Annotated in this window: 21 protein-coding genes; 14 read left to right on the forward strand and 7 right to left on the reverse strand. The window is 64.7% G+C overall.

Going from position 1 to position 25,004, the window contains the following annotated elements; all coding sequences use genetic code 11:
• Positions 1–48 precede the first annotated feature (48 nt).
• The 4 genes from pelF (at position 49) to UC34_RS11445 (ending at position 4,469) form a co-directional block, all read left to right on the forward strand.
• Entirely contained in the window at positions 49–1,710 is a 1,662-nt protein-coding gene (pelF, locus tag UC34_RS11430) for a GT4 family glycosyltransferase PelF (RefSeq protein WP_052811293.1), read from the forward strand.
• The gene (pelG, locus tag UC34_RS11435; protein ID WP_044455657.1) at positions 1,710–3,095 is read left to right on the forward strand and encodes an exopolysaccharide Pel transporter PelG; all 1,386 of its coding nucleotides are present in this window, start codon (positions 1,710–1,712) and stop codon (positions 3,093–3,095) included. Before pelF ends, pelG begins: the two co-directional genes overlap by 1 nt.
• Entirely contained in the window at positions 3,010–3,411 is a 402-nt protein-coding gene (locus UC34_RS26125) for an NAD-dependent epimerase/dehydratase family protein (RefSeq protein WP_335645760.1), read from the forward strand. The genes pelG and UC34_RS26125 overlap by 86 nt, the downstream gene beginning before the upstream one ends.
• Before the next feature lie 287 nt (positions 3,412–3,698).
• Positions 3,699–4,469 (forward strand): ferredoxin--NADP reductase, encoded by a 771-nt coding sequence (locus UC34_RS11445; RefSeq protein WP_044455659.1) that lies wholly within the window; start codon positions 3,699–3,701, stop codon positions 4,467–4,469.
• Between the two features lie 118 nt (positions 4,470–4,587).
• Here the strand turns inward: UC34_RS11445 and UC34_RS11450 are convergent, their stop codons facing one another.
• From UC34_RS11450 to UC34_RS11480, 7 genes are all read right to left on the reverse strand, one after another.
• The gene (locus tag UC34_RS11450) at positions 4,588–6,837 is read right to left on the reverse strand and encodes a TonB-dependent siderophore receptor (protein ID WP_157123150.1); all 2,250 of its coding nucleotides are present in this window, start codon (positions 6,835–6,837) and stop codon (positions 4,588–4,590) included.
• Positions 6,838–6,947: 110 nt separating this feature from the next.
• Positions 6,948–8,627 carry a PepSY-associated TM helix domain-containing protein gene (locus UC34_RS11455; protein WP_052810989.1) on the reverse strand — a complete coding sequence of 560 codons (1,680 nt, stop codon included), beginning with the start codon at positions 8,625–8,627 and terminating at the stop codon, positions 6,948–6,950.
• 10 nt (positions 8,628–8,637) lie between these two features.
• Positions 8,638–8,892: a hypothetical protein gene (locus tag UC34_RS11460; protein WP_044455660.1), complete on the reverse strand. Its 255-nt coding sequence runs from the start codon at positions 8,890–8,892 to the stop codon at positions 8,638–8,640.
• Positions 8,882–9,160 carry a hypothetical protein gene (locus UC34_RS11465; protein WP_044455661.1) on the reverse strand — a complete coding sequence of 93 codons (279 nt, stop codon included), beginning with the start codon at positions 9,158–9,160 and terminating at the stop codon, positions 8,882–8,884. The genes UC34_RS11460 and UC34_RS11465 overlap by 11 nt, the downstream gene beginning before the upstream one ends.
• 276 nt (positions 9,161–9,436) lie before the next feature.
• The gene (locus UC34_RS11470; protein ID WP_052810990.1) at positions 9,437–10,642 is read right to left on the reverse strand and encodes a fatty acid desaturase family protein; all 1,206 of its coding nucleotides are present in this window, start codon (positions 10,640–10,642) and stop codon (positions 9,437–9,439) included.
• A 265-nt stretch (positions 10,643–10,907) separates the two neighbouring features.
• Positions 10,908–11,255 carry a helix-turn-helix domain-containing protein gene (locus UC34_RS25810; RefSeq protein WP_044455662.1) on the reverse strand — a complete coding sequence of 116 codons (348 nt, stop codon included), beginning with the start codon at positions 11,253–11,255 and terminating at the stop codon, positions 10,908–10,910.
• A complete protein-coding gene (locus UC34_RS11480) occupies positions 11,248–13,560 on the reverse strand; it encodes an FdhF/YdeP family oxidoreductase (RefSeq protein WP_044455663.1) in 2,313 nt (770 codons plus the stop codon). Before UC34_RS11480 ends, UC34_RS25810 begins: the two co-directional genes overlap by 8 nt.
• A gap of 255 nt (positions 13,561–13,815) precedes the next feature.
• On the opposite strand from UC34_RS11480, the gene UC34_RS11485 reads away from it, so the two are divergent.
• The 10 genes from UC34_RS11485 to UC34_RS11530 all read left to right on the forward strand — a co-directional run bounded on the left by UC34_RS11485 (position 13,816) and on the right by UC34_RS11530 (position 24,995).
• On the forward strand, positions 13,816–14,889 hold the full coding sequence (locus UC34_RS11485; RefSeq protein WP_044455665.1) for a substrate-binding domain-containing protein: 1,074 nt from the start codon (positions 13,816–13,818) through the stop codon (positions 14,887–14,889).
• 255 nt (positions 14,890–15,144) lie between these two features.
• Positions 15,145–15,621, forward strand: coding sequence for an NAD(P)H-dependent oxidoreductase subunit E (locus tag UC34_RS11490; RefSeq protein ID WP_044455666.1), 477 nt, complete (start codon positions 15,145–15,147; stop codon positions 15,619–15,621).
• A complete protein-coding gene (locus UC34_RS11495) occupies positions 15,614–17,254 on the forward strand; it encodes a formate dehydrogenase beta subunit (protein ID WP_084070550.1) in 1,641 nt (546 codons plus the stop codon). The genes UC34_RS11490 and UC34_RS11495 overlap by 8 nt, the downstream gene beginning before the upstream one ends.
• A gap of 55 nt (positions 17,255–17,309) precedes the next feature.
• A complete protein-coding gene (fdhF, locus tag UC34_RS11500; RefSeq protein ID WP_044455668.1) occupies positions 17,310–20,195 on the forward strand; it encodes a formate dehydrogenase subunit alpha in 2,886 nt (961 codons plus the stop codon).
• A 41-nt stretch (positions 20,196–20,236) separates the two neighbouring features.
• The gene (fdhD, locus tag UC34_RS11505) at positions 20,237–21,160 is read left to right on the forward strand and encodes a formate dehydrogenase accessory sulfurtransferase FdhD (RefSeq protein ID WP_174556769.1); all 924 of its coding nucleotides are present in this window, start codon (positions 20,237–20,239) and stop codon (positions 21,158–21,160) included.
• A gap of 33 nt (positions 21,161–21,193) precedes the next feature.
• Positions 21,194–21,427, forward strand: coding sequence for a formate dehydrogenase subunit delta (locus UC34_RS11510; protein WP_044455670.1), 234 nt, complete (start codon positions 21,194–21,196; stop codon positions 21,425–21,427).
• A 147-nt stretch (positions 21,428–21,574) separates the two neighbouring features.
• On the forward strand, positions 21,575–21,826 hold the full coding sequence (locus UC34_RS11515) for a hypothetical protein (RefSeq protein ID WP_044455671.1): 252 nt from the start codon (positions 21,575–21,577) through the stop codon (positions 21,824–21,826).
• Positions 21,827–22,009: 183 nt separating this feature from the next.
• Positions 22,010–22,393 (forward strand): hypothetical protein, encoded by a 384-nt coding sequence (locus tag UC34_RS11520; RefSeq protein ID WP_044455672.1) that lies wholly within the window; start codon positions 22,010–22,012, stop codon positions 22,391–22,393.
• A 133-nt stretch (positions 22,394–22,526) separates the two neighbouring features.
• Entirely contained in the window at positions 22,527–23,288 is a 762-nt protein-coding gene (locus UC34_RS11525; RefSeq protein ID WP_044455673.1) for a phytanoyl-CoA dioxygenase family protein, read from the forward strand.
• A 309-nt stretch (positions 23,289–23,597) separates the two neighbouring features.
• Positions 23,598–24,995, forward strand: a complete 1,398-nt coding sequence (locus UC34_RS11530; protein WP_237165293.1) for a sodium-dependent transporter — start codon at positions 23,598–23,600, stop codon at positions 24,993–24,995.
• Positions 24,996–25,004: the final 9 nt, after the last annotated feature.

Genomic DNA, 25,004 nt, shown 5'->3' on the forward strand with positions numbered 1-25,004 from the left:
GCCGAACAAGGCAATCGCGTGCCTCACCCGGCAGCGGATGCGTTCGAGATGGACAAGATGCCCGAGATGGCGGACGTTGCGCTGTTGCTCGAAGGCACTTTCCCGTACGTGCGCGGGGGCGTGTCGTCGTGGGTCGATCAGCTCATTCGCGCGTTTCCCGATCTCACCTTTGCGGTCGTGTTCATCGGTAGCCGCCGGGCGGACTACGGTGCGCCGGCGTACCCGATGCCCGCCAACGTCAGGCACTTCGAGGCGCATTACCTCTACGAGACGGCCGACGCGCCGCCGCAAGCCAGCGCCGGCGTTGCCGCGCCGACGCGCAACCCGAACACCAGACCGACCACCAAGTCGTCCACACAGCCGTCCACCGGGCCGACCACCGGGCCGACCACGAAGGCGGACACCGCCGCCGCATTTGCACAGGTCGCCACGATGCATGACCTATTCCGCCAGCGCCACGAAGATCGGGCGACGGCGGCTGAGGCCGCGCAGTCCATGACCGTGGACGGGCTGCGCAGCATGCTGGCTCGACTCCTTCCCATGCTCGGCGACGGCCAGCCGCTGTCGCGCTCGGCATTCCTGCACGGCGAGCCGTCATGGGCGTTCATTACGCAGCGCTACGAGCGGTTCTGTCATGACCCGTCGTTCACGGACTATTTCTGGACGATCAGGGCGATGCACAAGCCGGTCTGGCAACTCGCGCGAATCGCCCGAGCCTTGCCGCCGGCCCGTATGTATCACACGGTGTCGACCGGCTATGCCGGGTTGCTGGGGGCGATGCTGCGCATGACGACGGGGCGGGCATTGCTCGTGACCGAACACGGCAGTTACACCAAGGAGCGCAAACTCGACCTGCTGCAAAGCGAATGGCTGCGCGACAACCGTGGGCCGTTCGAGCGCGACATTTCACGCGTGGGCTATTTCCAGAATCTCTGGATGCGCTTCTTCGAGGCCATCGGCCGGGTCTGCTACGACACCGCAGACGAGATCGTCGCGCTCTACGAGGGCAGTCGTCTGCGGCAGGTGAGTGACGGTGCGCCGGCGCACAAGACGCGTTGTATCGCGAATGGCGTCGACATTGTGCGCTTCGCCGCCTTGCGCCAGGCCCGCCGCCCGGGCGAGATTGCGCCGGTCGTCGCCCTCATTGGCCGCGTGGTGCCGGTCAAGGACATCAAGACTTTTCTGCGCGCCGTCTTCCTCGCCTATCGCGAGCGGCCGGACCTGCAGGGGTGGATCGTCGGGCCGGACACGGAAGACCGGGCCTATGCACAGGAGTGCCGGGATCTCGCGGCGAGTCTGGGCATGGAGTATCAGGTGAGGTTCATGGGATATCGCGCGGTCGAATCGGTGCTGCCGCATATCGGCGTACTCGCGTTGTCGTCGGTCTCCGAAGCGCTGCCGCTCGTCATGCTGGAAGCTGCAGCGGCGGGCGTGCCGGTCGTCGCTACGGATGTGGGGGCCTGCCGCCAACTGATCGAGGGCGGCGACACTCAGGACCGCGCGCTTGGCCGCTCGGGGCGCATCGTGCCGATGGCGGATCCCGAAGCGCTCGCCGCGGCGATCGTCGAGCTGCTCGAACCCGAGGCGTGGCATGCGGCGAGCCGTGCCGGCATCGCCCGGGTCGAGCGGTCATATCGGCTCGACGCCGTGCGTGACGCCTATCGCGCGCTATATCGACGGTGGATGCATGCGCCCGGAGACGCGCACTGATGGCCGGCATCGGATTCGAACTCAGACGCCTGCTGCGCAGCGATACGCTATCGGCCACGTTCGCGGCATACAGCTATGCCGGCATCATCAGTGCCGGCCCCCTCGTGCTTTCGATGGTCGGGGTGATCCTGGTCGGATTGATGAGCCTCACGAGCGTTCACTCGCAGGGCGTGCTCGGGCAATTTCAGGTGTCGGTGACGTATCTGATCGCATCGAGCGTGATCGTCACCGGACTGATTCAGCTGGCGTTCACGCGCTACCTGAGCGACCGGCTGTATGCCGGGGAACCGCAGGCCGTGATGCCGTCGTTCCACGCGGTTTCGCTGGTCACCACGGTGGTGCTCGGCGGAATTGGCCTGTGCCTGTCGCAGACGCTACTGGTCAATCAACCGCTGAGCTATCGCTGGCTCATGTGGATCGGCTTCGTGCTGCTTGGCAATCTGTGGATCGTGGTGCTGTTTCTCACGAGCGTGAAACAGTACCGCGCGATCCTCGGCGTGTTCTGCGCGGGCTACAGTCTCACGGTCGTATGCGCAGTGCTGTTGGGCCGCTACGGACTCGCCGGGCTGCTGAGCGGCTTCGTGATCGGGCACACTGCCTTGCTGTTCGGTTTCACCGTTATCGTCGCGCGCCATTACCGTACGTCCACGTGGTTGTCCTGGGCGGTCTTTGTCCCGGGCAATCTACGCCTCTCGCTCGTCGGCGTCGGGCTGTGCTTCGGGCTCGGCGTATGGATCGACAAGCTGATGTTCTGGATGTGGCCCGCAACGGGCGTGAACGTCATCGGGCCGTTGCGTGCGGCGCCGCTCTATGATCTGCCGGTTTTCCTTTCCTATCTGTGCGTCATTCCGGGCATGGCGGTGTTCCTGCTGCGCATCGAGACCGACTTCGCCGAAGCCTACACGGGGTTTTTCGACGCGGTACGTCGCGGCGGCACACTGGGCCAGATTTCGGCTTCGCGCGTGCTGATGGTGCGAGCGGTGCGCACGGGACTGTTTGAGATTCTCAAGGTGCAGGCGGTGGTGACGCTGCTGGTTTTTGCGTTCGGGGAAGACCTGTTGCGACTGGCGGGCGTGCCGACCGTCGGGCAGGCGGTCGTGACGCTGTTGCGCGTGGACGTCGTATCGGCGGGATTGCAGGTGTTGCTGCTCGGTGTGCTCAACGTGCTGTTCTATCTGGACCGTCGGCGCGATGTGCTGCTGCTGACCGTGTTGCTGGCGGGACTCAATGCGCTCTTCACCTGGGCGAGCCTGCGCCTGGGACCCGCGTCGTACGGCTACGGGTTCGCGTTCGCGCTGGGTGGCGTGCTCGGATTGGGCGCGCATCGGCTGTCGCGCCGTCTCGCGGCGCTCGAATTCGAAACTTACATGGGGCAGGGGACGTGAGGCGATAAGCCCGACACAAGGCCGACGACAGCAAGCCCCACGACCGCAAGCCCGACATGCCGATGGCACGCAAATGGCGGTCGGCAAGCAGCCCCTGCTCAACGTGTACGGCGGCGACTGGCCAACGCCGGACGGCACGGGCATTCGGGACTACATCCATGTAGTGGATCTGGCGCGCGGCCACCTGGCGGCCCTTGCCGGCGCCAACCCGGCCCGGGCACAGGCGTTGCTGGGCTGGCGTGCGGAGTACGACCTGGCCCGGATGTGCGCCGATCATTGGCGCTGGCAGCGGCTGAACCCGGACGGATACCGCTGAGTGCAATGGCCCCGGAGGCCCGTCCGATATGCCCGATAAGCATATTGATATGCCTTAAATGACTCAGGGGACAAATGAAAGCAATTCCCAATTGGGGTAAAATGGCGACGTTTTCCCGTCCATAACCGATAGTGCGTATACCTGATGCGCCTGGAGTCCGGGCATCGGGGCCGTCAGGGACGGTTCGTGAAAGCGCTTTTTCAGGCGATGCCAGCTGAGCGGGCAAATTGCCCGGCCAGTGGCGCTGAAGCGCCGAGCCGCCGTCCTCCGTCACACGTCAAGTCAATATGAGCATTCAGAATCAACAAACCGTGTTGGAAGTCCACCACTGGACCGACACGCTGTTCAGCTTCAAGACCACTCGCGACGCTTCGTTCCGTTACGTCAATGGCCAGTTCACCATGATCGGCCTGGAAGTGGATGGCAAGCCGCTGCTGCGCGCCTACAGTATGGCGAGCGCAAATTACGAGGAAGAGCTGGAATTCCTGAGCATCAAGGTGCAGGATGGTCCGCTCACGTCGCGTCTGCAAAACATCAAGCCGGGCGACAAGGTGATCGTTGGCCGCAAGCCGACGGGCACGCTGATCGACGACAACCTCCTGCCGGGCAAGAACCTGTATCTGCTCTCGACGGGCACGGGTCTGGCGCCGTTCATGAGCATCATTCGCGATCCGGAAGTCTACGATCGCTACGAGCACATCATCCTGGTGCACGGTTGCCGCTTTACCAGCGAACTGGCTTATCGCGACCTCATCACCCAGCATCTGCCGGAGCATGAGTATCTGGGCGAATACGTTCGTGACAAGCTCATTTATTACCCGACGGTCACGCGTGAAGAGTTCGAGAACCAGGGCCGCATCACGGAACTGGTCGAGTCGGGCAAGATTTTCACGGACATCGGCCTGCCGGAGTTCTCGCCGGAGCATGACCGCGTGATGCTGTGCGGCAGCCCGGCCATGCTCAAGGACACGCGCGAACTGCTGGAAAAGCGTGGCTTCGTCGAAGGTCATAACCACGCGCCGGGCCACTATCTGGTCGAGCGCGCGTTCGTCGGCTAAGCCAACGAACGCAGTCCATCGCGACTGGTGCGACACGTCTGGCGCATCGCCGCGTCAGCAAAGGAACGGCCGCTCATCGAGCGGCCTTTTCGTCATTGCGCCAACGCTCATGCGGCCATCAGAAGTCCATCGTGGCGCTCGCGAGGAAGGTGCGGGTCGAGCCCGGCAGCACGAACCCGTTGTAGGTCGTCGTCCAGTAGTGCTTGTCGGTGACGTTGTTGATCGCCGCACGGAACACGACCGATTTGCCCGCAATGCGCGTAGCGTACTTTGCCGACAGATCGATGGTCGTGAAGGCGGGAATCGACAGCGTATTGGCGGCATCGACCTCCTGCTGCCCGGTCACCTTGACGCCTGCCGCCACGGTCAGGCCGCGCACGAACGGCGTGTCGTACTCGACACGGCCGGTCACCACGTAGCGCGGCGTGGCAAAGATGCGCTTGCCTGCCACGCTCGGATCGTCGACGTTCACGGCCTTCGTATTGAGCAGAAGCACGCCGCCCATCAAGCGCCAGTCACGCGCGAGGCGCACCCAGCCGCTCGCGTCCAGTCCCTGAAAGCGCTGCGTGCCGTCCTGCACGTAGAAATTCGACTGGTTCGTATAGCCGTAGCCGCGCTCCACGCGAAATAGCGCCAGATTGGCACCCCACGACGTTTTGTCCGCCTTCCAGCCCACTTCGTACTGCTTGCTCTTCAGCGGGCCGTATGTCGTCGGAAAGTTGACGTTGGTGATGCTGGCCGAGCCGCCCGGTTCCAGCGACTCTACGTAGCTCACGTAAGCCGTCGAGTCGGCGTCCGTCTTGTACATCAACGCCAGCGTCGGCGTGACCGGCTTGGCGTTGTACGAGGCGCCCATTTGCCCGGAGACGTCGTAAAGGTCGTCGTTGAACTGCGTGTAGCGCAGGCCGACCAGTGCGGAGATGCGCGACGTAATGCCGACGGTGTCGCTCGCGAAGATGGCGCGCTGCGAGATCTTTTCGCTGCGATACGGCTGGTAATCCAGTCCGATATCCTGATTCGGCAGCAGCGACGGATTGTAGATATTGCTCGTGCCGAGCGAGATGCCGTTGCCGCCCAGCCCGTTGTCATTGAGCTTCACCTGCGTCTGATACGCCACCCCGAACACCACGTCGTGCTTGAGCGGACCGGTATCGAATTTGCCCTGCACCATGGCATCCCACGCCTGATAGTAGTAGGCGGTCTTCCACTTGTACTGCGTGTCCGCATAGTCGCCGGCGGAATTGAGCACCGACAGGAAACTGTCGCCGTTCAGGCGATTCTGACGCGCAAAGCGGTACTTGAAGTTCGCCTTCCACTGATCGTTGATGCGGTAGTCGAGGGCGGTGCCGGCGCTCAGGGCATCGGTCTCGTAATAGGTGAACGGCTGCGCAAGGTTGCGGGAGACCTTGTTGGCATCGGCCACGGCGCCTGCCCCCGCGAAATTCATGCCGAACAACGTGCCCGTCGTCTGGCGTTTCCAGTACGCCACGTCGGCCGACCATGTGAGGTCGGGCGTAATGCGAAAGTCGGTGGCAAACGAAATGGTCTTGCGGCGCACGTGGTTGTTCGGCTCGGCAGTGTTGCCTTCCTCGTTCACGACGTTCAGGCGATAGCCGAAGCGGTTATCCGGGCCGAAGCGTCCGCCGAGGTCGAGCTTTTCGCTCCAGACGTTGCTCGCTTCATAGCCGACGGAGAACTGGCGAAGGGGTTCGTCCGTGGGGCGCTTGAGCACGTAGTTCACGATGCCGCCGGGCGCTCCGAAGCCATACATGAAACCGGACAAGCCCTTGAGCAGTTCGACTTGCTCGAACGGTTCGAGCGGGATGTCGGCCTGCCACGACACAAAGTTCTGTCCATCGATCTTCGTGCCGTCGAGCATGTCGACGCGCATGCCGCGAACCGCGAAATACGAATTTTCGTTGCGCTTGTTCTCGGAAAGCGTGGTGACGGCAGGATCCCACTTGAAGGCGTCGGTTGCCGTTTGCGCCATCTGGTTCTTGATTTGCTCGCTGTTCACGCCAACGACGGAGAAGGGCGTGTCCACCGCGCGTCGCGTGCCGAGTGCGCCGCTCGAGACGCGCTCGACCTTCACGTCGTCGTCTCGACTGCCCGACACCGTCGTCGCAGGCAGGGCGGCGGTGTCCTGCGTGGCCGACGCGTTCGATGCCGACGGTGCGTCCGACGTCCGTGATGTTTGCGCTGCCTGCGCTGTCTGCTGCGCGTGGACCGTGCCGGAGACGAGCGTGAGCGAAGCGGTGCAAATGGCGAAGACGCCGGCAACGGCGCGCGTGATGCAAGACGGCGTGAGGTTGCGCGCAGCGTAGGGGCGAGCGAATCCGCGCTCTCCGAGCGGGCGGTGTTGCAACATCGGTAAATCTCCCTGTTGTCGACGCGACGTGTGCCGGCGCGTCTGTCCTGAATGATCTTGTTGTGTGGGGACGCGCGACGGCGGTGCCTAGCCACCGTCGGCCTGCGTGATCAGCGTCTCGCGGGATTCGGCGGCTCAGGCAGCGCTCGGGCGGCCTGCGCGGCTTCTGTGATCCCCGTGTCGACAGCAGCGTTGCCAATGCCCCGCTCGGACGTCTGCGCCGCGTCGTCGGCGCTCAGCGCACGAGGGCGGGCCACCGGATACGGAAACGCCCAGACGCTGTTCGGGTCACCGTGTCGGGCACGACGCCACGTGGCGCGGGCGAACAGCGCGAAGATCGCCGCGCTCGCGAATGCGATCAGATCGACGCCCGCGAGCACCCAGTCGCCATTGGCCAGCGTGCGCACGACGTTATCCGGCGTGAGCGTTGCGTCGACGATCGGAATGGCGAGGCAGGCGAGCGCCGTGGCGATCAGCAGGCCGGTCGCTGCGACGGCCGGTGCGGTAGCCGCCGCGAAAAGCACGGCGAGTCCGAGCGTGACGACGAAGATCGACAGCGCGGTGGTCGTGGGGGCAATGACCGCGCCGACGAATGCCGCCGCGATCCCGAGGCATGTGCCGAGGAAGATCCCGGCCGTCGCCTTCGCCATCCAGCGCAAGTTGGCCGGTTGGGGGGCCGCGTTGCGCTTGCGACGCGATTCCAGCCAAAGCAGGTTGCCGCTATAGACCAGCACCGCGCCCATCAGGCCGAGGATGAAATACACCCAGCGCATGGCGTCGCCCGCAAAGTTACCGAAGTGCGCGCCGTAGATCATGCTGAGCACGGCGTGGTTCGTGTCGCGTACCCCCGGGCTGTGCTGCCCGACGATTTCGCCGTCGTTCAGGCGCATGGCCACCGCGCCGAACACGCCCAGTGAATCGCTCGCCTCGCCATAGACCTCGGCCACGGCGTCGGGCTTGCCGTAGCGCGACCATGCAACAGCCGTCGTTTCCAGGTCGGGTGCGGCACGTTCGGCCCGCGCGAGCACGGCATGCAGATCGAGCGGTTTGCCCTCGACCGGCGCGATCTTCGCGGGGACAGCGCCCGTCATCTGCAAGAATTGCGGCGCCAGCTTGTTCTCGAACGTCAGGACATTGAACGCCATCATCAGCGGCAAGCTCAGGCAGAGCAGGGCGCCAGTGAGGGCGAAAACGATGTGGAACGGCAGACTCAGCACGCCGATGGCGTTATGCGCGTCCTGCCAGAATCGCTTCAGGTTCCGGCCCGGGCGCAAGGCGAAGATGTCGCGTGCAACGCGCGGCAAATGGACGATCACGCCGGAGATCAGCGCCATGCCGTAAAAGAGCGACACCACGCCCATCAGATACAGCCCGTATGTCGGGATCGATAGCGAGTAGTGCAGCGCGTTGACCGTGTTCGACAGGCCGGGGCGAGCGTCGCCGGTCACCAGCGATGGCGCGCTGCCGTCCGGATGTAAACGTAACCGGGCTTGCATCCATTCGCCGTCGGGCTGCTGCCAGTAGGCAAACGGCACGGGCGAATGACTTGGCAGCACCACGCCCATTTGCTCGCGCGCGGCCGGAAACTGCGCGCGGACCATGTCGGCGAGTTGTTCCGTCTGGGCAAGCGTGAGCGGCGCATGGCGTGTGGCCGGTTGCTCCCAGCGTTCGATCTCGTGATGGAAGACGGTCAACGCGCCGCCGAGCATGGCGACGAACAAGGCGAAGCCGGCCACGATGCCGGCCCACGTATGGACACTGAGGTATTGACGCAGAGTTTGCGCGCGCATCGGGAGATCCTTACCAGACGGCGCGCGCCAGCAGCAGCGCGGCCCAGGCGACAACCGTGGTGGCGCCCATGCCGATCCAGGCGCGCGCCGCGGTGCGGCTCGCGTAGACCACGGCAAACAGGGCGAGCCACACGAGCGGGAAGAGGGCAATGACGGGGATGGCGGCCGTATGCCAGCCGGACGGCGTCATGTAGGCGAACGCGCCGCACAGCGCCATGGCAGCGAAGAAGCCGAGCACCAGGCCCGCAAACGTTCTACTCCACATGGGCGTCTCCGCGCAGCCAGTGCCAGCCGCCAGCGGCATACGGCCAGAACAGCAATCCGAAACACAGCGACATGAACGCCGATGCGATGCCGGCCGACGGACCAGCGGCGAGCCACCAGCATAGAACGCTGGCAATCGCGGCAACGAGCGCCAGCGCTCGCGCCGGTTGCGCGTTGAGGCGGCGCGCCCGCAAGCGCTGGTGTTCCGAAGTGAGGTAGCAGGCGCCGCCTGCAGCCCATGCCAAAGCAAGGGCCAATGTAATCAACATGCTCGTGCGTCGTGGAATATGAGCGATGAAAAACGGAGCCCGCCAATGCAGACCACCGGCAGCCCGGACAAATTCGAACAAACGAAAACGCCGCCCTTGGGCGACGTAACTGGCGGCGTCCCGACGCAAACGGTGACGCTCGACGCCAGGTCCGACATCACGCCCGCGCAGTGCGCGAACGTTCAGTGGTACTCATTGAACGTAAACGTTAACGAAAACGATTCGCATTTATATCATGATTCTGGCGATTTCCGGAAGCTTCGACTGCTCAGCGCCTCAAGGGGCGGCTTGCGACACGGGCGACGCTTGCACGGTGTCGGCGCGCAAACTGCTCGGGGGCAACGGCCCGGCGAACTGCCGAAGCACCGCGCGCCAGTAGGCAATCACCGGGCCCTGGGTCGGCTGTGCAGTGTCGATTTCCGGCAACAGATGCCATGGCGCGGTCGGGTACTGGTGATGCACTCGATGCAGATGGTGATTGAGCACCAGCAGTCGCCCAAGCGCGGTCGCATGAAAGTTACGTGCTCGCGCCGGCTCGTCCAACGCCACGCCGAAGTGCGGCAAGTTATCGGCGATCGACAGCCAGACGCCGCGAGCCACAAACGTCGCCACGAACACCGGCCACCATGGGCCGTACGCCCACAACGCCAGCCCTAACGCGACGAGCAGGACCACGAAGTCGCGCTGAATCCGCCGCCGCCGCACAGGGTCGGTGGCGAACATGACGGCCCGCCGACGAACGTCTTCGTCCTGAGGGTCGGCGCCCAGTGCGCGGTGGGCGAGGGCGGGCAGCCGTTTGGCGGGAACCCATGTGATGAGCGGTGCAAACAGTTCGGATAACCACATGCCGCCGAGCAGACGCGACTGATAGCCGATCCAGCGCCCGGCGCGCGAGGCAAGCGGGGCGTCGGCGAGAAGGGGCGAAATGTCGGGTTGGTCGTACGGCTGACGAGTGAATCGATGGTGCATCAGATGCCCGAACCGCATGATCTCGTACGGCAGGCCGAGCCATAACGACAGGGCGCGTCCGGTGCGCTCGTTGGCGCGTGGCTTCAGGCGCAACTGGCCGTGAATGGACTCGTGGATCAGGCCCCAGTGCATTGGTGTGAGCAGCAGCACGGGCAGCGCGCTCAGCGCGGCCAACTCGCCCCATTGACGCAGCGCATACCCGAGCCCCAGCCATTGCCAGAGACCGGCGAGGCCCGTCAGGCCGATCAACCAGGGATTCCAGGGCGATGGCTTTGCGTGGCGCCACAAGGCGGGAGACGGCATGGCTTCGCTCGCCAGCGTGGCGCTGGCGCATGGCGTGACTGACGGCTGCGCAGTCGCGGTACCCGGGGGCGCAACGACGGGCGTTGCGCCCGACAGACGGGTCGGCGCGGCGCTTATCGTATCGACCGGTGCGGGGGCAAGGCAAGCGATGGGGGAAGCGACAGGCGAAGCGGCGTCGATCTCGTGCGGGCGCGCAACGACGTTCTCCATGGGGTCTCCGGTCTCCGTGACACAACGTGAATGCGACGTACAACGTAACAACGCAAATGGGGCATGCCGGACGCCATCTTAAGCAACTTCGGCGCGTGCCCGGCACACGGCGTCGAGAGTGTATGCCGCGACCTGGGAAGAGAATATGTCAGTCGTGTTGCAGCACCTTACTTTCGTCGCATTTCCGTCATATCAAGGTCGCATCGGCCGCGCCCCCGGTCATCGTGCGACGTCGGTATCGTCAGTTCCGTCGGTGGCGCCGGTATTAGCGGAGGCTATCCAGTTGAGCGGCGCCCGCAGGGGTTAGCCGCACCAGTGACAAACCGCGTTCGCTGTCGTCAAGGGCGACCCATCCGGCGTCTGTCAGCACGTTGAGGTAGCGCAGCAGCGTGCTCATCGGCAGTCCGCCGCGCTTGGCCAGGCGGGCGAGCGAGAGCGCCTCGCGGCCTTCGCGTCGCCCGTCGGCCAGTGTACTCAGCAGGCGAGCAAGATCCTGTGCTGCCTGTTCGAGATCGTCGCCGCCGCACGCGACGTTGGACCCGGCGCGGGACCCGGCGTTGTCCCCGGTATTGGACCCCAGGTCGGGCTCGACGCTTGCCGGAATGTCAGCCAACGCGTCGCTCCAGCAACACGGGGACCGACTTTGATGTCGGCGTGCCCGCGCCGTCGGCGATGGCGTCGAGCGGCACGAGAGCGTTGGTCTCCGGATAGTAGGCGGCGATGCTGCCGCGTGGAATGTCGTACGCGACGAGGAGAAAGTCCTCTGCCCGCCGGGCAATGCCGTCGTGCCACACGCCCACGATGTCGACGCGTTCACCGGCGCGAAAACCCCGTGCATCGAGATCTTCCCGATTGGCGAACACGACGCGACGCTGTCCGAACACGCCGCGATAGCGATCGTTGAGACCGTAGATCGTGGTGTTGTACTGATCGTGGGAGCGAATCGTCGCGAGTTGCAGCACCTGTGCGCCACGCTCGCCGGCCTGTCGGCGAGCCACGTCGACGGGAAGTTCGGCGGGCAGCGCATGGCGGGTGAAATTGGCGCGTCCGCTGGCCGTGCGCCATTGACGCTGCGAGGGCGGGACCGGCAGTCGAAAACCGCCCGGATGCCGCACGCGACGGTTGAATTCGGCGAATTCGTCGAAGGTGGCGGCGATGGCGTCGCGAATGCGATCGTAGTCCTCGACGTACCAATGCCAGTCGTCATGCCCGGCGAGCGCGCGGCCCATCGTGGCCTGCGCGATGCCGGCAACGATCGCGGGCTCCGAGCGCAGGTGCTCGGACGCCGGGGCGTTGATGCCGTACGACAGGTGCACCATGCTCATCGAATCTTCGACCGTCACCCCTTGCACGGCGCCATTCTGCATGTCGATTTCCGTGCGGCCGAGGCACGGGAGAATCAGGGCGTCGCGTCCGTGCACGAGGTGGCTGCGGTTGAGCTTCGTCGCGACATGCACCGTCAAGTCGCACTGACGCAACCCTGCCCAGGTGCGCGGCGTGTCGGGTGTGGCCATCGCGAAATTGCCCCCCATGCCGATGAAGACCTTGATGCGGCCCGCGAGCATTGCCGAGATCGTGTCGACGACACCGAGCCCTTCGCGGCGCGGCGGTGCGAAGTCGAACACTGTGGCGATCCGGTCGAGGAAGGCGGCCGACGGCTTCTCGTTGATGCCGACCGTGCGGTCGCCCTGCACGTTGCTGTGGCCGCGCACGGGGCAAAGGCCGGCGCCGGGGCGGCCAATGTTGCCGCGCAGCAGCATCAGATTGACGATCATCTGAATGGTCGCCACGGCATGCTTGTGCTGCGTGATGCCCATCCCCCACGTGGCGATGACGCGCTCGCCCCGCAGGTAGACATCGGCGATCTGACACATCTGCGCTTGCGATACCCCGGCGGCGCGTTCGAGATCGTCCCAACGCTCGGCGCGCACGTCGGCGGCGAAGTCGTCGAATCCGTGGGTGTGTTCGGCGATGAACGCGTCGTCGAGCAGGGCCGCCTCGCCACTGGCGCGTGCCTGCGCGTCGCGCTCCAGCACATGTTTGATTACCCCCATCACGAAGGCGAAGTCGCCCCCGCTGGCCGGGGTCACGTAATGGCCGCTGATCGCGGTTCCCCCCATGCTGAGCATTTCGCCGGGGCTTTGCGGATCGGCAAAGCGTTCGAGCCCGCGCTCATGCAGCAAGTTGATCGACACGATGGCGGCGCCCCGTTTGGCGGCTTCGCGAAGCTCGCCCAGCATGCGCGGATGGTTCGTGCCCGGGTTCTGGCCGAAGAGCAGCAGCGTATCCGCCTGCTCGAAGTCTTCGAGGGTGACGGTGCCCTTGCCAAGCCCCACAACAGGCGGCAGGCCCACGCTTGTCGGCTCGTGACACATGTTCGAGCAGTCGGGGAAATTGTTCGTGCCGTACTGGCGAACGAACAACTGGTAAAGGAATGCGGCTTCGTTGCTGGTGCGCCCGGAGGTATAGAACGCCGCCTGATCGGGGTCGGGCAACGCGCGCAGATGCTCGCCGATCAGGGCGAACGCGGCGTCCCACGCGATGGGCAAATAACGGTCGGTCGCGGCGTCGTAACGCATCGGATGTGTGAGGCGTCCATAGCTTTCGAGCGTGTAGTCGTCGAGTTCCAGCAGTTCGCTCACGCTGTGCGAGGCGAAGAATTCGGGGGTGACGCGCCGCCTGGTCGCCTCGGCCGCCACGGCCTTGGCGCCGTTCTCGCAGAATTCGAATGTCGAGGCGTGCTCGCGGTCGGGCCAGGCGCAGCCCGGGCAGTCGAAGCCGCTGGGCTGATTCGCGCTGAGCAACGTGCGCGCCCCTTTGAGCGGGATTCCCTGGGCGACGAGCTGGATCGCAACGTTCTTGAGCGCACCCCAACCGCCAGCGGGGCGATCGTACGGGGCAATTTTCGGGGCAGGCATGACGGGGTTCTGGCTAGTGTGGCTGACGCGCCGCGCAACGTTCAGGGGAAGGCGGGCGCCAGAAAGACGGTAACGAAAGCGGGAGCAGAAACGATTGACGTCAAATAGGCAATCTGATGCATAATATGGCGCATATTACAGGTCGCGCCTGTTTAAAAAAGAATGCCAGGAATCCTGTTGATTCGACGTTTTCAGGCATCTTATCAGGAATTTGCATAGATTGATTTATGCAATGAATAGCATATGAGGTGGGGCATGAAGCGTATTTCCATCGCACCGCAGTTGCGCTTTCGCCGCGACGGCAACGAGCTTGCGCTCGACAAGGTGTTGTCGTTGCTCACCGAGGTACAGACACACGGCAATTTGCAGGCGGCCAGCCAGGCGCTGGGACAGTCGTACCGTGGCGCGTGGGGGCATATCAAGGAGGTGGAGTCGCTGATGGGCGCGCCGTTGCTGACGATGGCCCGCGGTCGCGGGGCGGTGCTCACGCCGCTTGCGCAGCGCTTGCTCTGGGGGCAGAAGCGTTTGCAGGCACGGCTCGGTCCGCTGCTGGAGACGATGGCCTCCGAGTTGCAGACCGAACTCGACGATCTGTTGCTCGAGCAAAGCGATCAGTTGCGGCTCTTTGCCAGTCACGGACTCGCGGTGGCGGCGCTGGTCGACTTTGCGGGGCGTGCGGGGCTGCCGGTCGACGTCAGCTATCGCGGCAGCATCGAGGCAATCGCTGCGCTGGCCAAGCACGAATGCGAGGTCGCGAGTTTTCACGTGCCGATCGGTGCGCTCGCCGAGCCCGTGCTCGACCACTACGTGCCGTTGCTCAAGGGCAAGGCATACCGTGTCGCCGATGTCGCCTCGCGCCGCCTTGGCTTGCTCGTGGCGCGCGGCAATCCGCTCGGTATTGCGTCGTTGGCCGACGTGCCACGTACCGGTGCGCGTTTTGCGAATCGTGAGCGAGGGTCGGGGACCCGCATCATCTTCGACTTGTTGCTCGCGCGTGACGGCATCGACCCGTCCACCGTGCCGGGGGCGGAGAACATCGAGTTCACGCATGCAGCCGTCGCGGCCTATATCGCCAGCGGTCGCGCCGACACCGGTCTTGCGATCGAAGCAGCGGCAAGTCAGTTCGGGCTCGACTTCATTCCGATGCTCACCGAGCGCTATTGCCTGATGTTCCCCGAAAGCGCCAGCGAATCGCCGCACTTGCGAGCGCTGTTGGAGATTCTTCAAAGCGAGGCATACCGCCAGGCCGTTCACGCCATTCCGGGCTACAGCGAAAGCGCCACCGGACGTGTGACCCCGTTATCGGAGGCGTTTCCGTCGCTAGGGTAATTTATATGTATTTATTTGCATATGACGGGCGTGACGACGTTTCCCGCGATATCCGCTTGCTCGCCTCGCTCTGGGCCGAATTGCATGGCGCCGGGCGTTGAAAATCTCGGTTTGCGGCTATCGGTGTTTCCACGAGGCTTGTTGTAGCGCGGCGTTTGGACTAATGTCTGAGCACTGAGCCCCCAAAAGATGTGTCGTTATCATATGCAACCAAGAACATATGAGCCGCCATCTTGCCCCAGGAGACAATTCGAGATGGTCCCCACACCTCATGCGACGCTCGCGCCGCTGCTGGCTCGCCACGCCGGCCGTGCGCACGAGTTGCTGCCGTTGCTGCACGCCTTGCAGGACAGCGAAGGCTATGTCGACCCCGCACACGTGCCTGCGATTGCTGCCGCACTGAACCTTTCCCGGGCCGAAGTGCACGGCGTCATCACCTTCTATCACCACTTCCGTAGCGCGCCGCCGCCTGCGACCGTCGTACAGGTGTGCCGGGCAGAGGCGTGTCGCAGCCGTGATGGCGAAGCGCTCGTCGCTCACGTGGAAGCTGCTACCGGCGCGCGTATCGACGGCGAGCCGTGCCAAGGCATTGGTGTCGAATCGGTCTACTGCCTTGGGCAGTGCGCGCTTTCCCCCGCCGTGACCATTAACGGCGAGTTGCACGCGCGGGTCAGTCCGACGCGGTTCGATGCATTGCTTGCTGCCACACGGGAGGAGGTCGCCCATGACTGAGATCTCCGGGATGCGCGCGCACCGTGTTTACGTCCCGCGCGATTCGGCGGCGCTGGCGCTCGGCGCCGATCGGGTGGCTGCGGCAGTGGCGGCCGAGGCCGCCAAACGGGGTATTGCCGTCGACATCGTTCGCAACGGTTCGCGCGGCCTGTTCTGGCTGGAACCGCTGGTGGAAGTGCAGACGCCGTCCGGTCGCATCGGCTACAGCAACGTGCAGGCGTCGCAGGTGGCGGCACTGTTCGACAGCGGTTGGCCCGCGAGGGCGATACAGGACGGTGAGCGCGAGATGGCGCCGGTCGACCCGCACGGAAGCTGGGAGGCGCCGATGCCCGATTGCGTCGGGCGGGTGGACGCGATTCCGTATCTGGCAAAGCAGCAACGCCTGACGTTTGCCCGAATCGGCGTGACCGATCCGCTGAGCCCGACGGATTACGAAGCGCATGGCGGTCTGGCCGGTTTGCGCGCCTGTCTCGCGCTCGACGCGGAGGCCGCGTGCCAGACGGTGCTCGACTCGGGGCTTCGCGGGCGTGGCGGGGCGGCTTTCCCGGCGGGCATCAAATGGCGCACGGTCAGCCGTGCCGAGGCATCGCAGAAATATGTCGTGTGCAACGCGGACGAAGGGGACTCCGGCACGTTCGCCGATCGTCTCATCATGGAGAGCGACCCGTTCGTGCTGATCGAGGGCATGGTGATCGCGGCCTTGAGCGTGGGGGCGAGCGAAGGCATCGTCTACGTGCGCAGTGAGTATCCCCACGCCATTGCGATGCTGGAAGCGGCGATCGGGATCGCGCGTCGAGAAGGCTGGCTGGGCGCCGATGTGCTTGGATCCGGACGCTCCTGCGAACTGCGAGTGGCCAAAGCGGCAGGCGCTTACATTTGCGGCGAAGAGACCGCGTTGCTCGAGAGTCTGGAAGGCAAGCGCGGTGTGGTGCGCGCCAAGCCGCCGATTCCTGCCTTGTCGGGCCTGTTCGGCAAGCCGACGCTCATCAACAACGTGATCACGCTCGCCAGCGTGCCGTACATCTTTGCCCATGGCGCCCAGGCGTATCGCGAGTTCGGCATGGGTCGCTCGCAAGGCACGCTGCCCGTGCAGCTCGCGGGCAACATCCGTCGCGGCGGACTCGTGGAGCTTGCCTTCGGTGTGACGCTGCGCACGCTGCTCGACGAGTTCGGCGGCGGGACGGCGAGCGGGCGTCCTGCGAAAGCGATTCAGGTCGGTGGACCGCTTGGGGCCTATCTCCCGAGCGCGCAATGGGACTTGCCGATGGATTACGAGGCATACGCCGCCGTGGGCGCCGTGGTAGGGCACGGCGGCGTGGTGGTGCACGACGACACGGCCGACATGGCCGGACTGGCGAGCTATGCCATGGAATTCTGCGCGCTGGAGTCGTGTGGCAAGTGCACGCCGTGCCGCATCGGGTCGACACGGGGTGTCGAAGTCATCGAGCGCATTCGGCGCGGCGACACGTCAACGCGTCAGGTGACGCTGTTGCACGACCTCTGCGACACGATGGTGTCCGGCTCGCTTTGCGCGATGGGCGGGATGACACCGTTTCCGGTGCGTTCTGCGCTCGAATACTTCCCGGCGGATTTCGGTTTGCCCGATGGCGCGAAACGCGCCGAAGCCGCCTGACATTTGACATTCGACGTTGGCGCACCCGACAGAACAGAACGCCAGGAGGACGCACATGATCCATCCGAATTCACAGGTTTGCCCGGGCCACGGTCCGGACATGGGCACGCCGCTGCGCACGAGCGAAGTCGACGTCACGCTCGAGATCGACGGCCAGACCGTCACGGTGCCGGCCGGCACGTCGATCATGCGCGCTGCGGCGGGCCACGACGTCAATATTCCCAAGCTGTGCGCCACGGACTCGCTCGAACCTTTCGGTTCATGCCGCCTGTGTCTGGTCGAGATCGAAGGGCGGCGCGGCTTTCCGGCCTCCTGCACGACGCCGGTCGAGCCCGGGATGAAGGTCCGCACGCAGTCGCCGAAGTTGCAGGATCTTCGTCGCAACGTGATGGAACTGTACATTTCGGATCACCCGCTCGATTGCCTGACGTGCGCCGCCAACGGCGACTGCGAGTTGCAGGATATGGCGGGTGTGACAGGCTTGCGCGAGGTCCGATACGGCTTCGAGGGCGACAATCATCTGCACAGCGCCAAGGACGAATCGAACCCGTACTTTACCTACGACCCCTCGAAATGCATCGTCTGTAATCGCTGCGTGCGCGCATGCGAGGAGACGCAGGGCACCTTCGCGCTGACGATTTCCGGTCGCGGCTTCGAGGCACGGGTGTCGGCCGGGCAGGATCAGCCGTTCATGGACTCGGAGTGTGTGTCATGCGGCGCGTGCGTTGCGGCATGCCCGACGGCGACGTTGCAGGAGAAGAGCGTCATCGAGATGGGCCAGCCCGAGCACGCCGTGGTGACGACGTGCGCGTATTGTGGCGTCGGTTGCGCGTTCAAGGCGGAGATGAAGGGCGGCGAAGTGGTGCGCATGACGCCGTACAAGGACGGTCTCGCCAACGAAGGCCATGCGTGCGTGAAGGGGCGCTTCGCCTGGGGCTACGCCACGCACAAGGAGCGCATTACCAAGCCGATGATCCGACGCAAGATCACCGACCCCTGGCGGGAGGTGTCGTGGGACGAGGCGCTGGACTACGCCGCGTCGGAGTTCCGGCGTCTTCAGGCGAAGTACGGTGTGGACGCGATCGGTGGCATTACCTCGTCGCGCTGCACGAACGAAGAGACCTATCTCGTGCAGAAGCTGGTGCGTGCGGCGTTCGGCAACAACAACGTCGACACCTGCGCGCGCGTTTGCCATTCGCCGACCGGCTATGGGCTCAAGCAGACGCTTGGCGAGTCCGCGGGCACGCAGACGTTCAAGTCCATCGAGCATGCCGACGTCATTTTGGTGATGGGCGCCAACCCGTCGGACGGGCATCCCGTTTTCGCCTCGCGCCTGAAGCGGCGTGTGCGCGAAGGGGCGAAGCTCATCGTGATCGATCCGCGCCGCATCGATATCGTCGACGGGCCGCATATCAAGGCGGCATTCCATTTGCCGTTACGTCCCGGCACGAACGTGGCGATGGTCAACGCGCTGGCGCACGTGATCGTGACCGAAGGGCTGCTGGCCGAGTCGTTCATCGCCGAGCGATGTGAGGACCGCGCGTTCGCCCAGTGGCGCGACTTCGTGGCGCTGCCCGAAAATTCGCCCGAAGCGGTGTCCGTCGTCACCGGTGTGCCTGCGGACCAGATCCGGGGTGCTGCGCGCCTGTACGCCACGGGCGGCAATGCGGCGATCTATTACGGTCTTGGCGTGACCGAGCACGCGCAGGGCTCGACCACGGTGATGGGCATTGCGAACCTGGCGATGGCCACCGGCAACGTGGGCCGGGAGGGCGTGGGTGTGAACCCGCTGCGCGGACAGAACAACGTGCAGGGATCGTGCGACATGGGCTCGTTCCCGCACGAGCTGCCGGGCTATCGCCACGTGTCCGATACGCTGGTGCGCGAGGAATTCGAGGCTGCGTGGGGTGTGACGCTTCAGGCCGAACCGGGGTTGCGCATTCCGAACATGTTCGATGCGGCGATTCACGGCAGCTTCAAGGGGCTCTACTGCCAGGGCGAGGACATCGTGCAGTCCGACCCGAACACCCAGCACGTGGCTGCGGCCATGGAGGCGATGGAGTGTATCGTCGTGCAGGACATCTTCCTGAACGAGACGGCCAAGTATGCCCACGTGCTGTTGCCGGGCACGACGTTCCTCGAGAAGGACGGCACCTTTACCAACGCCGAGCGACGCATTTCGCGCGTGCGTCGTGTGATGGCGCCGCTGCCGGGCATGGCGGACTGGGAAGTGACGATCGCCCTCGCGAAGCGCCTGGGGTATGAGATGCCGTACACGCATCCGTCACAGATCATGGATGAAATCGCGCGCCTGACGCCGACCTTCCGGGGCGTGAGCTACCGGCGTCTGGACGAGGTGGGCAGTCTGCAATGGCCCTGCAACGACGACGCGCCGCAAGGCACGCCGATCATGCATGTCGACGCGTTCGTGCGCGGTAAGGGGCGCTTCATCATCACCCGTTACGTGCCGACGGACGAGAAGGTGACGCCGCGCTATCCGCTGCTGCTCACCACGGGACGGATCCTCTCGCAATACAATGTCGGAGCGCAGACGCGCAGAACGCACAACGTTCACTGGCATGACGAGGACCGGCTGGAGATTCATCCGCACGACGCGCAGGAGCGGGGCATCAAGAACGACGATTGGGTCGGCATCCGCAGCCGCGCCGGCGAGACTGTGCTGCGCGCCGTGATCAGCGAGCGTATGCAACCGGGCGTGGTGTACACGACGTTCCATTTCCCGGAATCCGGGGCGAACGTCATTACGACGGATAACTCGGACTGGGCGACGAACTGCCCGGAATACAAGGTGACGGCGGTGCAGGTGTTGCCGGTGGCGCAGCCCTCGGCCTGGCAGGACAAGTATTCGAAATTCAACCGCACGCAGCTCGAATTGCTCGATGCGGCCCGCAACCCTGCCGAACCGGTGCCGGCGAAGTAGGGGGAGCGAACCCTGGAATGAAGTGGAGTCAGCGTTAACCGATGTCCAACCCCTTGCTTGATACGGCAGATACGTCAAAGGTGAGCGATGCCGTCGGTGCGCCCGACGACGGCGTCGTCGCCCCTGTGTGCGACGTGGCGCCCGCCGCCATCGATCCCGAGAGTCTGTCGCCGCATGCGACGTTCGCCGTCCGGCGATTTCGTCACGGCGGGTGGCAGCAGGCGAGTGATGCGCTCGCCGAAGAAGTGCCCGTCGCGCTGGAATTCAATGGCATTTCGCACGTCGTGATGCTCGCGACGCCCGCCGATATCGAAGATTTTGCGCTGGGGTTCGCGCTGTCCGAAGGCATTCTGAACGACAGGCGCGAATGCTATGGCATCGACGTCTCGGCGACTTCGCTGGGTATTACCGCGCACCTCGAGATCTCGTCGCGGGCATTCGCGGGGCTCAAGGAGCGGCGTCGCAACCTCACCGGGCGCACTGGCTGCGGGTTATGCGGCACGGAGAGTCTGGATCAGGTCCTGCGTCCCTTGCCGTCGGCCGGCGAGCCGCTGCGCGTCACGCACGTGGCGCTGGCGGCCGCGCATGCCGGTTTGGCGTCGCATCAACCGCTCAATGGTGTTACGGGCGCCGTGCACGGCGCCGCCTGGTGCTCGCCGTCAGGCGAGATTCTGGTGCTGCGTGAGGACGTCGGCCGCCATAACGCACTGGACAAGCTCATCGGCGCACTCGCGCGCGACGGGCAGGCGTTCGATCGAGGTTTCGTGCTGATGACGAGTCGCGCGAGCGTCGAAATCGTGCAAAAAGCCGCGCAGGTCGGTATCCCGATGGTCGCCGCCGTGTCTGCGGCGACGGCGTTGGCGGTGCGTACGGCCCAGGCGGCAGGCGTGGCGCTGGTGGGTTTCGTGCGCGGCGAACAATGTGTCATTTACGCCGGCGGGGCGGCGCTCGACGAGCGCGCCTGATGCCCAACTCTATGAAGCAGCAGGAGATGCTCGATGGACGGTAACAATCTCTTGCGGATGGCGAATCGCATCGCGGACTTCTTCGAATCGTTGCCCGATCGTGAGGAAGCGCTCGGCGAGGTCGCCGCTCATCTTCACAAGTTCTGGGACCCGCGCATGCGCACCCAGATCCTCTCCCTCGTCGGCACGCCAGCGGCAGACGACATGCACGCCCTGGTGCGCGAAGCGCTCGAACGCCATCGCGGGAGGCTCACCCCGGCAGGCTGAGCGTGCCTGAGAGCCCCGAACTTCACCCACTGCACTTGTCACGTCAGGTCTGCGGAACCCCCGGTTTCGGGCGAAGGTACGCTGCTCGCGGTATAGTAGGGGTGACGGTCGCGCACCGGCGCGGCCCCACGACTAGCGGAGGACTTGATGAGCGATACCCCCACGCGCAAGCCCAGCCCACAGCGCCCTGACAAGGAAGACGAAGTGGAACGCGACCTCGACGAAGCGCTTGAGGAGACGTTTCCGGCAAGCGATCCCGTATCGATCGAGGTGGACAAGCCGAAGCGCGGTTCGGCGTCGAAATCGCCGGTAACCAAGCGGCTCGACGAGGGACTTGAAGAAACGTTCCCGGCGAGCGATCCGGTATCCATCGACACGGGGAAGTCGCCGAAGCGTTGACGTTGGCCGGGCGATGCCGGTAAATCGTGCTGCGGTGCTTTCAAAATTCGCTCGCGGCCCCGTCCGGCGGGGCCGCGAGCGAAAAATAAATGTCCAGTCTGACGCGGGTTTGCCGCCCGGACAGGTCGAATTCGTGGCAAAATGCCGCGCCTGACTCTCTCAGGCTGGGACTGTAGGAAATAAATGGCGGCAGGTACGGTAAAAAAAGTTCGACGCTACGCGCTGGAAACCATCGACGTGATGGGGCAGAGCGGGCTTGGCGTCGTCGAGCGCCCCGACGGGCGTTTCGTCATGTATCCGGAGTATTGGACGCAGACGCAGGCGCTCAGCCAGAAAATGCGCACGCTTTACCGCCGTAACTGCCAGCTCGAGTACCAATTGGCCAAGCTCACGCGTGAACTCGATCGACTTCGCAGCGTGGTCGACACGCCGCGTCCGGCCGGCAACCCCCAGGCGTCGCTGCCCGGCACCGATGTGCCGCAGCCCGAACCCAAGCGCGAACGCAAGTCCACCTCGACATCCGCTGCCCCCGATTTGCCGCCACGACGACGTAAACGTGCCGCCTGAGCCTAACCGCCGCAACGGCCGCAGCCCCCGTTTTCGATGTCACCGCTGCTCGCAAGGCAAGTCTTTCAGGTCTACCCGGTAATACCAGCGAATCCCCCCATTAGCCAGCCTTCTGCCCGCTTCGCCGACCATCATGGCGCTTACTGCATCGCAACTCGAAACCTTCCGTAACGACGGTTATCTGATCCTTCCGCACTATGTGGCGCCGACCGAGTGCGAGGCGATCCTGTCCGATGCGCGAGCGCAGTTGGCAGCGGCAACGCTGCCGCTGGAATTCGAAGCCGATGTCGGCTATGAGGGGGCGCCGCAGTCGCGTGACGCCGTCGGCGGTCAGACGGTGCGTCGTTTGCTCAAGGCCTATGACCGGGGCGATGCGCTGCGTCGGTGGGCCACACGCCCCGATCTGATCGAATCGCTCGCGCAGATCTTTGGGGAGGATGTCGTGCTTACGCTCGCGCACCACAATTGCGTGATGACCAAGCACCCGCACTTCGGCACGGCCACGGGCTGGCACCGGGACATCCGCTATTGGTCGTTCCCGGAAAACTCGCTGATTTCCGTGTGGCTGGCATTGGGGCCGGAGACGCGCGCCAACGGGGCGCTTCGCTTCATTCCCGGTTCGCATCGCGAACCGCTCAAGCCGCATCAACTGGATTCGCTCGACTTTCTGCGTCTGGACGAACCCGACAACCAGCCGCTCGTCGCGCGTGGCAAGCAAGTCGAGCTCGCGCAGGGCGACGTGGTGTTGTTTCACAGCGGACTGTTTCATGCCGCAGGGCGCAACGAAGGCGATACCACGAAGTTCTCGGTCGTCTTCGCGTACCGTGGCGTGAGTAATCCGCCAAAGCCGGGGTCCCGTTCGGCGTCGGCGGGCGAGGTCGAGCTCGGCCACTGACTTTATTCGCGGCGTCGCCTTCGCCGTTCAAGCGCCAGATCGGGCCGCCGGATAGGCTGTGCGGCCCGCGATCGGCGAACATTGCCCTCCCTTTAGGTGCTTTCCTAAACCGACAAGCATCTTTTCCCGCGTAGACTCTCCGGCCACCCTTGTGGTGTCTTGCGCTGGTGCACCTGCGCCGCGTCGGCACGTCGCCGATGCCGGGTCGCACCAGTAATCTGCCTGACGCCATGCCATGAACCCGTGATGTGTCACAGCCATGCGGATGCCATGCCGCGGGCCGTGCGCGTCCGTTTCCGGAGGAAACACGTGTCCCGCTTACCTACCACTCCCCCCACGCCTGCTGCGCCGGCCGCGCCGCCCAATGGCTCGGACGCGTCCGGCGCAGCGACGCGCGCCACCTGGGGCTCGCGACTGGGCTTCGTTCTCGCCGCTGCCGGCTCCGCCGTCGGGTTGGGTGCAGTCTGGAAGTTTCCGTATGTGGTCGGCGAGCATGGTGGCGGGGCATTCCTCACCGTCTATCTCGGCTGCGTACTGACGCTGGGCGTCTCGCTGTTGCTCGCGGAGATGACTATTGGGCGGCTTACGGGGCAGTCGATTACGACGGCGATGCGCACGTTGGGCGGTCGCGCCTGGGCATGGGTTGGCCGTATCGCAACGTTCAATGCCTTCGCGATCCTGTCGTTTTACGTCGTCGTGGGTGGCTGGACCGTCGCGTATTTGCTACGAGCGATGACCGGCTCGGTGTTGGCCAGCGACACGACCCGCCTGGTCGCCGAGTTTTCGGCGTTCACTGCGGACCCGGTTGCCTCGCTCGCGAGCATGGGAGCGTTTCTCGGTCTCACGGCGCTCATCGTTGCCGCGGGCGTGCAAAAGGGCATCGAACGCGCAGGCAAGTGGCTCATGCCGGCACTGTTTTTCCTGATGCTGCTCGTGATTGTCCGCGCGCTTACGCTGCCCGGGGCGATGGCCGGCGTCGCCTGGTTTCTCACGCCCGACTTCTCGGTCATCTCGGGCGACACATTGCTCGAAGCGCTCGGGTTGGCGTTCTTCTCGTTGTCGCTGGGCGCAGGCATGATCGTGGTCTACGGCTCCTATCTGCCCAAGGATGCGCGCCTCGCGGGATCCGCCGTCTGGGTCGCCACCCTGGCCACGCTCGCCTGTTTCCTCGCCGGCCTGATGATTTTGCCCGCCGTGTTCGCCTTCGGCGTGGCGCCCAACGCCGGGCCGGGCCTCACGTTCATCACCATGCCGGCGATCTTTGCGCAGATGCCGTTCGGTCACGCCATTGCCGTCGCATTTTTCCTGCTGCTGCTTTTCGCGGCGCTCACGTCTGCTGTCTCGCTCTTCGAGCCGGTCACGGCTTTCCTGATCGACGAGTATGGGTGGCGTCGTGGTCCCGCGGTCGTCGCAGTGCTCGTTGCGACGTTTCTTTTCGGGGCGCCTGCCGCCTTGTCCTTCGGCATCTGGTCGGATGTGCGATTTTTCAATCGAACGATCTTCGATCTGATGGACTACGTCACCGTCAACTTGTTGATGCCCGCCGGGGGCCTGTGCGTCGCGCTCTTCGTCGGTGCGCGTATCTGGCCGACAGCGCGTACCGTGCTCGAAGGCTCACGTGCCCAGTGGTTCTTGCCGCTTTGGCGCGTATTGCTGCTGGTGCTCACACCGATCGCCATCTTTGGCGTTTGGTATCAGAGCCTCTGACACGTGGTT

Origin of the sequence: Pandoraea vervacti (assembly GCF_000934605.2) — a bacterium.
In the GTDB taxonomy this organism is placed as follows: Bacteria; Pseudomonadota; Gammaproteobacteria; order Burkholderiales; family Burkholderiaceae; genus Pandoraea; species Pandoraea vervacti.